The sequence below is a fragment of the Nostoc sp. JL33 genome (assembly GCF_017114985.1).
Lineage (GTDB): Bacteria > Cyanobacteriota > Cyanobacteriia > Cyanobacteriales > Nostocaceae > Nostoc.
Genome location: NZ_JABXKP010000018.1, coordinates 90655 through 103719, shown reverse-complemented (window position 1 = coordinate 103719; position 13065 = coordinate 90655). Strand labels below are relative to the sequence as shown.

Below are 13065 nucleotides of genomic sequence, written 5' to 3'. Positions count from 1 at the left end.
TACACCGAGAACTAATTATTAAATTTTACTGTAACTAAGAGCAAGATTCTGAAAGCAAGCTTTATAATAATTAACATTTCTTTGTTTGATAAATATTTAATTGAAGTTAAGCAAGCAGTTTACTCTCAACCAGTGGGGGGAGTGTCATACCCTATTGGCAGATGGGAGATTAATTAGTTAACTTTTATACAAACTATCTTTAGAAGCATTTCAGTTTTGTTTGCAAAAATATCTTTTAACAGTTTCGCGTAATTGCTGAATTACACGATGGTAGTATACCATAATTCAAGAAACTGAACAGGAGGTGATTACTGTTGGCGTTACGACGATCGACTTTTAGACTATACCCTACTAAACAAGTGAATGATTTATTGCACTATCATAGGCGGTTACACAAGGAACTTTATAACGCCGCAGTACATAATAGAGTCAATTCTTATAAAAAGTTTGGTAAGTCTGTTTCCTACTTTGAACAGCAAAATTGTTTACCTGAGTTTAAGAACGTTTGGATAGAATATAAGCAAGTTAACTCCCAAGCATTACAAGCAACTTTGAAGCGTGTTGACTTCGCTTTTCAACGTTTTTTCAAGGGATTAGGGAAGTATCCCAGATTCAAATCAATCAGACATTATTCTGGTTGGAGTTATCCAAGCTTTACAGGTTGGAAAGCCCATAGTACAGGCGATAACGGTTATTTGGAATTGGCTAAGATTGGTCAAATCCAGATGCGGGGTGAAGCTAGGCTATGGGGGCATCCTAAAGCGATGGATGTTGTTTACCGTAATGGTAAATGGTATGCAAGTATCCTTTTGGAAGTTGATGAAATCTTATTTAAAAATGTCCGACATACTGATACGGGAATAGTTGCTATTGATTTAGGATGCAATGATGCTATTGCTTGGACTAATGGTGTTCGCGTAGCGTCTCGTAGAGAAGAAAATGGATTGATACCAGCACCTCGATTTTTGAGAAAGGCTGAACATAAAAATAAATGTTTAGGTAAAGCTAAACGTCGTAAACGTTCACCCAATTTCAAAAATAAAATAAAGGCTTCTAGACGATGGAACTCAGCCCAAAAACAGGTTAGTAAACTAAATAGACTTGTTGCTAACCAAAGGCAAAATTGGGTTCATCAAGAGACTACACGAATTATTGGCTGTAAATGAACATTGAAAATCAGCAGCGCAATCCCGTGTTATTAGTACACGGGATTGACGACACAGAGGCAGTTTTCCATAAAATGGCGGCTCACTTAAGACTACAGGGTTGGTCTGTATATTCCCTGGATCTGGTACCTAATAATGGTGATGTGGGTCTTGATGAATTGGCAAAACAAGTAGCCAATTATGTTACAGCTACCTTTGCACCAGAACAACCCCTGGATTTAGTAGGCTTCAGCATGGGAGGAATTGTCAGCCGTTACTATGTTCAGCGACTAGGAGGAATTAACCGCGTTCAGAGGTTTATCACAATCTCTTCGCCCCATAATGGAACTGTGGTTGCTTATGGTTCCTGGCGTCCTGGTTGCGTACAAATGCGCCCCGACAGCATTTTTCTCAAGGATTTAAATTCTGATGCTGCAATATTGGGGCAGCTAGATTTTACGTCTATCTGGACACCTTATGATTTGATGATTGTCCCAGCGAATAGTTCACAAATGTCCGTAGGAAACGAAGTAATAGTACCAGTTCCTCTACACCCTTGGATGCTAACAGACCCCAGGAGTTTAGCAGTAGTGAAAGCAGCTTTAGCAGAGGGTATTAAGCTGCCCTTGCTTAAGAAAGTATCCAGTCAGTAGCCAGGATGCTTGTTACGCTTGCATTTCTTAATTTTGAATGCGTAAATGTGTGAATTTTTTAAGTCCTATCCCCAATTTGTGTATGTTCGTAACTCCCAAAAATCGCCTCTGGGTGACGATAATACTTGAACTCCATTAGGTTATAAAAGGGATCTTCTAAAAAGAAAGTACGATGCTCAAGAGGAGACCCAACAAAGCGATTTTTGGTTTCTTCGCGAAAAAGTAGCTGTTGTTGTTGTGCCCTTTCTAGTAAGTCTTGCCAATCACGTTCTTGGCTAAAAATTAGCCCAAAGTGCCTGGGATAGATAGTGTGTTGCGGTGTCAAGGGTTCTTTAGTGACGTGAGCCACTAGTTGATGACCGTAGAGATTGAGAATCAGGGCGTGCTGGTTTTCACGACCAGGAATGCAGCCCAAGCCATCCACATAATATGCTTTTGTTTGGGCAATTTCAGTCACAGGGAAAGCCAGATGGAATAAAGTTTGACTCATAGTTTATGTGGAAAAGACTAGTAGTTGATGCTAAGTAACTGGGCAAGAAGAAATCAAACTATGTTACGCAATGTAAAATTAATTAAATTGGCTCGTAGTAAGCCGCTCCAGCCCTTACTACAAACATTTAATTATTCACGCCCACCAGCTTATCTATAATTTATGCTGTTAAGTCTTGATTGTGGTTAACTTGAACACAGTTTTAATTGACATTAACTTATATTCTTTATTCTAATGACTAAAATTGGGGCCTGAGTAGCAGTTCAGCCGTCACACCATGCGGCTATACTAATTTAGGTTTGCATGAACACACGCTTAGGAACGTAGATTTAATAACTTATAACTTTATTAGAGTGTGTTGGGTGCGTTACGCGCTCGAATAGTCCACCCAATTAAACAAAAGTTTTGCATTTTGTTTAATCCACCTTCTTTAGTCAATATTGGATTGTATATCTAAGACAATGTTTGTAATTTTACACTCAGCTTTCAAAGCGATGCCTACGCTATTGGGTTAATAATACAAACATATTACTTGATCTGGGGAGGTGTCAGAAATTCAGCACTAAGTGTGAGAAATTCGTTATTCTGTTGATATTCAGACAAAATTACTCATGATTAATTGCTGATGTCATCCTTAATTGATTCTGTTAATCCCTGGTTGGTAGCGGTAGGATTAAACACAATTCTATTGGGTTTAGCTGGGATTGCTCCGAAAAAGCTGCTTACCCCAGCAGGATTATTCCACGCTTGGTTTCTGGCTATCCTAATTTGGGTAACTTTAGGCTGGCAAGGATATGTAGTAGTAATGTTCTATTTTCTGGTTGGTTCTGGCGTTACCCGCATCGGTATGGCGCAGAAGGAGGCTGAAGGAATTGCCGAAAAGCGTTCTGGTGCAAGAGGCCCAGAAAATGTTTGGGGTTCGGCTTTGACTGGGGCGCTGTGTGCCTTGGGAGTAGGGTTGATAAATTCGGGATTTATTGTACTTAGTCCCCAATTCCTAGTCTCCAATCTCCAGTCCCTATTATTGTTAGGCTATGTAGCGAGTTTTAGTACCAAGCTGGCTGACACCACTGCTAGTGAAGTCGGTAAAGCATATGGTAAAAGCACCTTTCTAATTACCACACTTCAACCAGTGCCTCGCGGTACAGAAGGGGCGGTAAGCTTGGAGGGAACTTTAGCTGGGATCGTAGCTTCTGTAGCGATCGCATTTGTTGGTTGGGCAGTTGGTTTAATTGATCTATTAGGAGTCGCTTGGTGTGTGCTGGCAGCATTTATTGCCACCAACATAGAAAGCGTGATTGGAGCAACGCTGCAATCTAAGTATACTTGGCTGACCAATGAAGTAGTAAATATTTTCAATACATTAATCGGTGCGATCGCGGCTGTGCTACTTTCCTGGACATGGATAAGTATCATTAAGTAAACCGGTGAGAATAAACAATTACTCATTAAGGTCGCCTCTGGGAAGATTTTTCTACGTCAGTTCCTACAACTTTGGTGACATGAGCAAGCCAGTATCGGGAGTTTTAGTAACTGGCGTAGAAAACTGGCAACAAACAGTTATTAATGTGTTTTGCTTTATTTTCGTCTATCTACCTACCTGATTATTTCTCTGAATCTATAAAGATTTGGTTACACAAGTTGCTTTGCCTTACAACTAAGATTTTCAATCCTGTTTTGTCCCCCCTAGACTGTAAAAGTGATTATCGGAAATTATATTATTTACTAGCTATATAATTTTTTGACCATTTAGATGTAATTAATTTCATGGAATCTTTATCATATTTATCCATCAACGACTAGATGATTTCTATATGATTCAACTTAAAATTCCTATAAGTGTTTAACCATTATCGCATAATTAGTTCATGGAATCTTTATCATTCTTGACAATTAATGACCAAATAATTTCTATTGAGTCAGCAGTAAAGTACCTGCAAGCCTCTGGAAAATTGGGACAGTTTATTGGGGATATTCTTCGCCAGTACGTAATTGAGTCAGAAATCCGAACACGAGACGATGTTGAGATTGGTACAGCAATAACTGAACAGGCAATTATTGACTTTAGGCTAAAAAATCAACTGACTGACCCCCAAAGTTTTCAAGAATGGTTAAAGACCAACAACACAGATTACGCTAGCTTTCACGCATCGGTTACTTTTGGTTACAAGTTAGAAAAGCTGAAAGCTGTAGTCACGGAACCAAAACTCCAAGAATATTTTATTGAGCGCAAAATCTTTTTGGATCGGCTAGTAGTTTCTCGGATTGTTGTTGATAATCGAGAATTGGCAGACGAACTCCAAACCCAAATTGAAGAAGGAGGTAGTTTTGAGCAACTAGCTAAAGAGTATTCCCTTGCAGATGACCGAATTGTGAACGGCATGATGGGAATCATCAGCCGAGGAAGTATGCCGGATATATTACGGGCAGCTATTGATGTGGCGAGTCCTGGGCAATTGATCGGGCCAATAGAAATCGTTGGCAAAGACTCTCCCCAAGGAGAAGGGCCTTATGGTTTGTTTCGAGTAGAACAATTTCTCCCAGCGTCTTTAGAAGATACTCAACTAAAGCAAGCACTACAAAATGAGTTATTTGAGAAATGGCTAGCAGAGAAAATTCAAAAACTGACAGTCAAGTTACAAGTGAGTTAAAAATTCTGGATAATGAATCTTTACGATTAAAAGTGCTAGCTTCTTTGCCTTGGAATCAGCCACCGTTATGCTGGCTGACTCCTGAGCAACAATCCAAATTGGAAAATGAGTGCCAAACCCGTCAATATCGTCTCGGAGAAAAAATCTGGTCTAACGATGTCGGCGGTTATCAATTCTTAATTGTCGCTGGGAAAGTTCGCTTACGAGAAGAGGGGGTTGGCAAACCTTTAACAGCTCTAGAAGTGGGCGATTGGTTTGGTGACTTACAAAAGCTGTCTGCGGATTTTAAAGCTGTAGCTGCTAGTAAAGAAGTGGTAGTAGTGTGTTGGGATAGTGCGCTGTGGGCAGAATTTTCTCACCCACAAATTCAGGAGTTCTGGCAAGTGTTACCAGTAGGCATGGAGAGAGAAAAAGAGACATTTTCCTTTTCTTCGGCTGCTTCACTAGCGCCAGCCTCGGAGGGGACTTCCAGCCCCCACAGCCTCCAACCCCAAAGAGGACTTCCAGCCGCCAATCTAATCGTCTCAAATTATCCGTTTGTTGCCAGCTGGAACACCGCAGCTGCCTGTTTAACAATGGTGGCGCAACAGTTAGAAAATTCTGTGCAACTGGAATGGGTGCAGCGCCAACTCAGAGGACAACGCCCAAAACAGGTTGTGGAAGCAGGAGAAAAGTTAGGGTTATTGTTGCGGCGGTTAGAAGTGAGTTGGGGTGAGTTGCGACAACTGTCATTTCCAGCTTTACTGCTGTGGAATTCTGACTCACCCCATCCATCCTGGGTGGTAGCCTATGGAGTTAAGGGCGATCGCCTAATTATCGCTAACCCTCTAAATCCGGAACGGACTTGTGAAAGCTTGCCGCAGTCTATAGTTGAAGCGTCTTGGGATGGACGATTGTGGCAAGTAGAACTCATATCCCAGCAAGAAAAATTTAACCTCAGTTGGTTTACCCCAGCAGTCTGGAAGTATAAGGGATTGCTAACAGAAGTATTGTTAGCATCTTTTACCTTGCAACTTTTGGGATTAACAACCCCACTAATTACCCAAGTCGTCATTGATAAAGTGATGGTGCAGGGGAGTTTGCCGACTCTCGATGTGATGGCGATCGCACTTTTGTGCGTAGCCATATTTGAGTCCATGCTGGGCATCCTGCGCCTATTCATCTTTACCCATACAGCTCGTCGTCTGGATTTGAGTTTATCAGCACAGCTATTTCGCCATCTGATGCGTCTGCCTTTGGCTTATTTTGAGTCGCGGCGCGTTGGAGACACAATAGCACGAGTCCAGGAACTCGAACAAATTCGTCAGTTTCTCACAGGTACAGCATTAACTGTGATTTTAGATAGCATCTTTGCTGTGGTCTACCTAGCATTGATGTTTTACTATAACATCCCACTCACCTTTGTCTCCTTAGCAGTACTGCCGCTATTTGCCACATTGACGATAGTTGCAACACCAATTCTGCGTAACTGGCTCAACGAAACTTTTAACCGGAGTGCCGATAGTCAATCATTTCTAGTGGAGACAATCACAGGGATTCACTCCGTTAAAGCCCATGCAGCAGAACCAGTAGCCCGCGATCGCTGGGAAGGCTTATTTGCTCGCTTCATTCGCACAGGTTTTAAAGCTTCTACTACCTCCAATATCAGCAGCAACATTGGTGACTTTCTCACCAATTTTTCCACCATGCTGATTCTCTGGTTTGGAGCCAAGTTAGTCATCGAACAAAAGCTCACAATCGGGCAGCTAGTTGCATTTCAAATGCTGTCTGGTAGAGTCACAGGCCCACTTTTGCGCTTAGTACAGTTGTGGCAAAACCTCCAACAAGTGCTACTTTCTGTAGATCGGATTGGTGATATTCTCAACGTCCCCCCAGAAGCAGAACTGGGAACTGGTCTAGTTTTACCACCCCTGAAAGGACAAGTCACCTTCGAGCAAGTATTTTTCCGCTACCGGCCAAACTTTGAAGCAATTCTGCGCGGAATCTCTTTCAATGCCGAACCAGGGCAATTTGTTGGCATTGTCGGACGTAGCGGTTCTGGTAAAAGTACCCTGTCTAAGCTATTGCAACGCCTCTATCAAATTGAATCAGGACGCATCCTTATTGATGGTTTTGATATTAAAAGTGCCGATTTAGCCTCACTGCGGCAACAAGTTAGTGTAGTTCTCCAAGAAGACTTTTTATTCAACGGTTCCATTTTGGAAAATATCACTCTCGGTAGTCCTGACATTAGCGCAGAGCAAGTAGTAGAGGCGGCAAGATTAGCAGTAGCCCACGACTTCATCAGTCAATTACCCTACGGTTACGAAACGAATGTTGGTGAACGCGGTACCGCTTTATCTGGCGGACAGAGACAACGTATTGCCCTAGCAAGGCTATTTCTTTCCCAAGCGCCGATTTTAGTTTTGGATGAAGCTACCAGCGCTTTAGATAGTGAAACTGAACAGCAGGTACTGCAAAACCTGCAAAAAATTTCCGCTAATCGTACCGTGTTCTTGATTGCTCACCGCTTTGCTCCCCTCAAACGTGCTGATTTGATTTTGGTATTGGAGCAAGGTGTGATTGCCGAACGTGGTACTCACTCACAGTTGTTACAACAAAAGGGTTTGTATTGGTCACTATATCAACGACAACAAGCAAACATTTAGTAGATTTAACTAGCTTTTAGCTTGTACCTACTTGATAGATAGTCTTTGGCGAATGGAGTTATGCTTCATTTGCCATTTGATTTGGTTGCAAACTCGGTGTTCCGCTTGATAATGATCAGATGTCTTTAGACGAAACTAGAAAATGAAATCAGCACACGAACGCGAACAATTAATCAAAGATATCAACGTACTGCTAAACCAAGCTTATGACAGTACTCTAGATGAGATTTACGCATTACTTCAAAAAATCGAAGATGAAGATTTAAAAGCCTATGAGCTAGCAAAAAAATCCGCCTCGGTTGACGGCTCAGTGTCATGGGAGGAAGCTAAAAAAGAACTTAAACGAGAAATAAAAAAGGAAGTTGCGTAAGTCATAATAAAGTTGAAATATTAAAGGCAGCATTAAAACAACTTAAAAAATTATCGCCAGAACTTCAAAAACGCATACAAGTTAAAATTGATGATTTAGCCACAGAACCCCGTCCGAGCGGGGTAAAAAAGCTAAAAGTAAAGAAAATGCTTATAGGATTAGAGTAGGTGAGTATCGAGTTATATACGATATTTTCGATGATATTCTAGTGGTGAATGTTGTGGAAATCGGACATCCTAGCAAGGTTTATCAGGATGTAACGTGAGTTACGAAGTTAAATTTTCAAGCTGTGCTAATAGTGCCGCTTGGGGCGAACAATTATAGCTAATCAAAGTTGAAATTAAATATTATTGTATAAGTAGGTAGGCGTAATTAAATATAAGATCAAACCTCACCCTCAATCCCTCTCCTTATTAAGGAGAGGGAAGCCGGAGGCAGGGTGAGGTTTGATATTTAATTTGATCCACTTACTTAGCTTTTTAAAGAATAAATCTGGGCATTTTTCCTGCATAATTTCTTTTTCTAAAGTCTTAATTAATACACTATAAAGATTTAAGAATCACTTCAGTAATTTACTCTTAATAAAAATCACATTTATCAGAAGGTTTTTTGGTAATAAAATTAGCATTTTCTTATGAAATTCCATAGTAATTATTGACAATAGGGCTGATAAAAATCTTTTCCTTGGTAAAGGTTTTAACGCTTCAAACTGCCAAAAAACGATTGATATCTGTGAGAAAGAAATACTTATGCTCCGTGATGATGTTAATCACAATCTGTTATCAACTCAACAGCTAAATGCTTCTTCAACATCCTCATTAGATACCTTTAATACGAAGGATCACTACAGCCTCAACCTCAGCAAAGGTAGTAGCTACAACTCAGCCAATTCTGATGTGCATCTGCTAAAAAATGGTGCCTCCGAAAATAGCAATAACGCTACTGCTAATGCTTTTAGCACTAGTAATTATAACTCCACCAATGGCTATGGTTTAATTAATGCAGCAGCAGCAGTGGCTAAAGCTGCTGGTCAAAATACCTTTGCTGATGTTCCTGATCTTGGTGGCAATAATTGGGGAGCAGACCTTGTTAAAGCACCAGAAGCTTGGGCACACGGATACACAGGTAAAGGCGTTGTTGTTGCTGTTGTAGATACTGGAGTTGACTACAACCACGAGGATTTAAAAAATAACATCTGGACGAATAGCAAGGAAATTGCCGGTAACGGTATAGATGATGATGGCAATGGCTACGTTGATGATAATTACGGCTGGAACTTTGCTAGTAATAGCAACAACACTCTAGACGACAACGGTCATGGCACTCATGTTTCTGGGACGATCGCTGGAGAGAATAATAACTATGGTGTCACTGGTATTGCTTATGATGCCAAGATTATGCCTGTCAAAGCTTTAGATGACTCTGGCTCCGGTTCTTACAGTTCCATCGCTAAGGGCATTCATTATGCTGTGGACAATGGAGCTAACGTGATTAACCTCAGTTTAGGAGGCGCATCTTCTAATGGCACTTTAGAGTCAGCAATTGACTATGCCAGCAGCAAAGGAGTGATTGTCGTCATGGCAGCAGGTAATGATGGTGGCTCATCACCAGATTATCCCGCCAGCTATGCATCCAAGTCGGGAATTGCCGTTGGGGCAGTCGATAAGAATAATAAGCTAGCTGACTTCTCTAACCGCTCTGGAACGAATGAAATTTCCTACGTCACAGCCCCAGGAGTCAAAGTCTACTCCTCAGTTCCAAATAATCAGTATGCTACTTATAGCGGTACGTCGATGGCTGCTCCCCACGTTGCTGGGGTAGTTGCCCTGATGCTTAGTGCTAACTCCAAACTGACTGATGCCCAAGTCCGTGAGATTGTCGCAGACACCGCCGGAAATAGTACACAAACTACAAGCTCTAGTTTGAATATTTCTCATGTCAGTTCTCTAGCGAGTCAGGTGATTGCAGACACAGCCGGAAATAATACACAAACTACAATCTCTAGTTTGAATATTTCTCATGTCAGTTCTCTGGCAACGCAGGCGATGTCTGACGACAACCTGCTACCCATCAATGCACAAACTACAAATTATCTCACATCACAGACAATTTCTAGTTTTAATAGTTCTAATTTTGGTTCTCTAAACGGCGAGGCAATGTCTAGGAGGGGCTACGCCGAAGCAAAACCAGCAAAATATCTGACAGCAACCGAAGATAATAAGGGATTAGCCGATCCCGAATTATGGTCGCAATTCCAAAGCGATGAGAAGATTCTGGGCGGCACCCATGTGGATAGCAATGATGATAATCAAGATGAGAATAATCTTGATTTTCTCAAACTACTAACTAGGTGAGTTGAATTAAATATAAAACCAGTGTAGCTGTAGAGCGATCGCTCATCTATCGTAAATGAATGTAAGGGTAAAGCGCATTGCTAAACCCTTACGTTTTAGGTGTGGGTTGTGGGGTGCGTAGGCTAGTAAAAACCGCAGGCATCGCTTTTGCAATGGTTGTGAAAACAACAGAGGCTACAAACCTATCTAACCGAAAATGCCTCGTTGAACCGCCGTGTCACAGGCTCAGTAATGAATGTCAAAATTGACTTTTTACGAGTGACAATTTCACCTGTAGCGGTCATCCCTGGTGTAAATTCTACTTCTTGATTCCGCACGTTCACTGAGTGTTTACTTAGCTTAATTCTTGTCGGAAAAACTAAGCCTAATTCTTTATCAACAATTGCATTCGGACTCACTTGCATGACTTCGCCCTCCACAATGCCAAATTCCTGGAAGGGGAAAGTCGCCATTTTTACTTTTGCCTTCATTCCTTGACGAATAAATCCAATATCGCGGTTGAGAACTTTTACCTCTAGGAGCATTTCTTCCCCTTCCGGCAAAATTGACAGCAATTCTTCACCTGATTGTACTGGCCCCCTGGTGGCTTTAACTCTGTAAATCGTACCAGCAACGGGAGCCTCGATAGTTTCCAAAGCTTGCTGCTTTGTCGCCTGCTCTAATTGACCTTGAACAGTTGTCAGTTCTTCTTTACGCTTGTTGAACTGGGTCAAAATTTCACTTTGGCGTTCTGATGCTAGACGTTGGGCTTGACTGCGTGCACCGTTGTAAGCTTGTTCTGCTTGACGAATTTCTTGGACTTGGCCAGAAATATCTTTTTCTAATGATGTGACTTTATCTTGAGCCTCTGTGATTTTATTCTGGGCGTTGGTCACTTCATCTTGTGCTCTAGTGATTTCTGTCTTTGCACGAGTTAATTTTTCTTGAGCATCCAAATAATCGACACGAGGTACAGCGCCAGGAGTAATTAGGGTGCGTAAGCTTTTTTCCCTTTCTTGTGCAAGGACTAAATTACTTTCAATTTTAATTCGGATGCTATTTGCGTTCACAAGGTTGGTTTGAGCATTCCCAACACTACTTTTGGCATTAACTAAGTTGTCTTGCAACCGAGTCAAACGGACTTTGGCTTGATTGAGCAGTGCTAGTTGGCGGTTTGCTTCTGCTTCCGCCGCAGCTTGACGCGCTTGAAAGTCTTGCAGGCGGGAGCTTAAAAGTTCATCTTGTACTTTCGTCCCAGCAGTTTTGCCTCCGGTACGTTCTGCATCCAAACGTTGTAAATCCTCTTGAATCAATCTAGCAGATTTGGCTAGGCGGGAAACATCGGTTTTCTGCAAGTCTGGATCTTTTTGAATCAGAATTTGACCTTTAGTAACGTGATCGCCTTCTTGCACTTTCACGCCGACAATTGACCCTCCACCCAAGGATGTTACCGGTCTTACCTGTGTGGAAGCAATTAATTCCCCTGGTGCTGTTGCTACTTCATCTATTTGCGAGAAGTGCGCCCAGGCGATCGCCCCGAATACGATGACGCTCATCGTTCCCGCTAATAATCTAGTGTACAGGGGTGGCAATTCCTGTACCGCCTTCCCTAATTCATAGGTGAGTTGTTCCTCTGGTTGGGCGAATCGCTCTTTTGTCTGACGTGCTTGAGCAGCATTTGCAGCTAGGGAAGATTTCATAGAATTTTAGATTTTAGATTGGGGAGTGGGGAGTGGGGAGTGGGGAATGGGGAATGATTTATTGTTTGTTTGTCATTTATATCCTTTCTTCTACTCTCTACTCCCTACTCCCCATTCCCCTTTCAAACTGCTAGATAGCGCCGCAAAAAATTTTCTAATGTCTCTAACTTGAAGTTATAAATTGCCTCTAAAGTAGCAATTTCATCTTTTGTACAGAAAAATTCATTTGCTAGTAATGTGCGATAAGTTCCTAAAGCTTTTTGGATTTGGGGATTAAATAAACCCAATGCACTCTGTAACCCATCAACGGCCAATAATGGTGAGTTAATTATTACTGGCTGTTTGTTGAAGATCCGACCAAAAATCCGGGGAATATCTTCTCGTAATAAAATCTCCGGCCCTCCCACCGATAAAATCTGGTTACGAGCGCCTTCAACTGTCACAGAATCCACCACTATCTTTGCTAAATCATCGGTACTGACAATTGAGGTACGGTTTTTGCGATCGCCGATCAGCAGATACAATCCCGTTTCCCGAAACCTTTCTACTAGTGGCAGCAAGTTAGATGCTAATCCAGCTGGGCGTAAAATAGTGTAATTTAAGCCACTAGCTGACAAATATCGCTCTACTGCTCGTTTGGCTTTGAACACAGGAGCGTCTTCATATCCGCGATCGGCTCCTAGTACCGAAATAAAGACAAAATGCTCTACGCCATTGGCTTTTGCCTGGTCAATGAGTTCAATATTAGCGCGGTAATCTAAAGATAGGGCATCGCTATCAGAACCGTGAGCGCTGATAATATACCGTACACCCCGACTAGCTTTCTGGATATCTTTTTCCTCTCGCAAGTCACCGATGAAAATTTCTGCACCCCGATGTTCTAACTCGCTGTAGCGCGAGGTCAGGCGAACAAATGCCCGTACAGACTGTTCTCGTTGTCGTAGGAGTCGCACAACTCTGCGACCAATTCCTCCCGTTGCTCCAGTTACTAGAAACATATAAATACCTAAATTGAATAGTTACAGTGTTTATAGTTCTCGAAATGCTCCCTATCTGCTCAAAGTCCCTTCAGCAA

General features: G+C 41.8%; 12 protein-coding genes. 9 read left to right on the top strand and 3 right to left on the bottom strand.

The window, feature by feature from the left end; translation table 11 throughout:
• Positions 1–314 precede the first annotated feature (314 nt).
• Both HWQ23_RS03960 and HWQ23_RS03955 read left to right on the top strand, forming a co-directional pair.
• Positions 315–1166: an RNA-guided endonuclease InsQ/TnpB family protein gene (locus tag HWQ23_RS03960; protein WP_292823822.1), complete on the top strand. Its 852-nt coding sequence runs from the start codon at positions 315–317 to the stop codon at positions 1164–1166.
• Positions 1163–1798 carry an esterase/lipase family protein gene (locus tag HWQ23_RS03955; protein ID WP_292823819.1) on the top strand — a complete coding sequence of 212 codons (636 nt, stop codon included), beginning with the start codon at positions 1163–1165 and terminating at the stop codon, positions 1796–1798. The genes HWQ23_RS03960 and HWQ23_RS03955 overlap by 4 nt, the downstream gene beginning before the upstream one ends.
• 58 nt (positions 1799–1856) lie before the next feature.
• Here the strand turns inward: HWQ23_RS03955 and HWQ23_RS03950 are convergent, their stop codons facing one another.
• The gene (locus HWQ23_RS03950) at positions 1857–2288 is read right to left on the bottom strand and encodes a VOC family protein (RefSeq protein WP_292823816.1); all 432 of its coding nucleotides are present in this window, start codon (positions 2286–2288) and stop codon (positions 1857–1859) included.
• Positions 2289–2913: 625 nt separating this feature from the next.
• On the opposite strand from HWQ23_RS03950, the gene HWQ23_RS03945 reads away from it, so the two are divergent.
• From HWQ23_RS03945 to HWQ23_RS03915, 7 genes are all read left to right on the top strand, one after another.
• Positions 2914–3711, top strand: a complete 798-nt coding sequence (locus tag HWQ23_RS03945; RefSeq protein WP_292823813.1) for a TIGR00297 family protein — start codon at positions 2914–2916, stop codon at positions 3709–3711.
• 4 nt (positions 3712–3715) lie between these two features.
• Positions 3716–3892 (top strand): hypothetical protein, encoded by a 177-nt coding sequence (locus tag HWQ23_RS03940; RefSeq protein WP_292823810.1) that lies wholly within the window; start codon positions 3716–3718, stop codon positions 3890–3892.
• A 264-nt stretch (positions 3893–4156) separates the two neighbouring features.
• Positions 4157–4939, top strand: coding sequence for a peptidylprolyl isomerase (locus tag HWQ23_RS03935; RefSeq protein ID WP_292823807.1), 783 nt, complete (start codon positions 4157–4159; stop codon positions 4937–4939).
• Positions 4888–7587 (top strand): type I secretion system permease/ATPase, encoded by a 2700-nt coding sequence (locus HWQ23_RS03930; RefSeq protein ID WP_292823804.1) that lies wholly within the window; start codon positions 4888–4890, stop codon positions 7585–7587. The genes HWQ23_RS03935 and HWQ23_RS03930 overlap by 52 nt, the downstream gene beginning before the upstream one ends.
• Before the next feature lie 142 nt (positions 7588–7729).
• Positions 7730–7957: a hypothetical protein gene (locus tag HWQ23_RS03925; protein WP_292823801.1), complete on the top strand. Its 228-nt coding sequence runs from the start codon at positions 7730–7732 to the stop codon at positions 7955–7957.
• Positions 7958–8114: 157 nt separating this feature from the next.
• Positions 8115–8222 (top strand): type II toxin-antitoxin system RelE family toxin, encoded by a 108-nt coding sequence (locus HWQ23_RS33570; protein WP_375466497.1) that lies wholly within the window; start codon positions 8115–8117, stop codon positions 8220–8222.
• Between the two features lie 484 nt (positions 8223–8706).
• Positions 8707–10311 (top strand): S8 family peptidase, encoded by a 1605-nt coding sequence (locus HWQ23_RS03915; protein WP_292823797.1) that lies wholly within the window; start codon positions 8707–8709, stop codon positions 10309–10311.
• Positions 10312–10493: 182 nt separating this feature from the next.
• Here the strand turns inward: HWQ23_RS03915 and HWQ23_RS03910 are convergent, their stop codons facing one another.
• Both HWQ23_RS03910 and HWQ23_RS03905 read right to left on the bottom strand, forming a co-directional pair.
• Entirely contained in the window at positions 10494–11990 is a 1497-nt protein-coding gene (locus HWQ23_RS03910) for a beta-barrel domain-containing protein (protein WP_292823794.1), read from the bottom strand.
• A gap of 122 nt (positions 11991–12112) precedes the next feature.
• Positions 12113–12988: an SDR family oxidoreductase gene (locus tag HWQ23_RS03905; RefSeq protein WP_292823792.1), complete on the bottom strand. Its 876-nt coding sequence runs from the start codon at positions 12986–12988 to the stop codon at positions 12113–12115.
• Positions 12989–13065 lie beyond the last annotated feature (77 nt).

What these genes read in the sequence shown, in the direction of transcription:
- HWQ23_RS03925 (WP_292823801.1), top strand. Translation starts at nt 7,730, where the DNA reads ATGAAATCAGCACACGAACGCGAACAATTAATCAAAGATATCAACGTA.
- HWQ23_RS03950 (WP_292823816.1), bottom strand. Translation starts at nt 2,288, where the DNA reads ATGAGTCAAACTTTATTCCATCTGGCTTTCCCTGTGACTGAAATTGCC.
- HWQ23_RS03935 (WP_292823807.1), top strand. Translation starts at nt 4,157, where the DNA reads ATGGAATCTTTATCATTCTTGACAATTAATGACCAAATAATTTCTATT.
- HWQ23_RS03915 (WP_292823797.1), top strand. Translation starts at nt 8,707, where the DNA reads ATGCTCCGTGATGATGTTAATCACAATCTGTTATCAACTCAACAGCTA.
- HWQ23_RS03930 (WP_292823804.1), top strand. Translation starts at nt 4,888, where the DNA reads ATGGCTAGCAGAGAAAATTCAAAAACTGACAGTCAAGTTACAAGTGAG.
- HWQ23_RS03905 (WP_292823792.1), bottom strand. Translation starts at nt 12,988, where the DNA reads ATGTTTCTAGTAACTGGAGCAACGGGAGGAATTGGTCGCAGAGTTGTG.
- HWQ23_RS03955 (WP_292823819.1), top strand. Translation starts at nt 1,163, where the DNA reads ATGAACATTGAAAATCAGCAGCGCAATCCCGTGTTATTAGTACACGGG.
- HWQ23_RS03910 (WP_292823794.1), bottom strand. Translation starts at nt 11,990, where the DNA reads ATGAAATCTTCCCTAGCTGCAAATGCTGCTCAAGCACGTCAGACAAAA.
- HWQ23_RS03945 (WP_292823813.1), top strand. Translation starts at nt 2,914, where the DNA reads ATGTCATCCTTAATTGATTCTGTTAATCCCTGGTTGGTAGCGGTAGGA.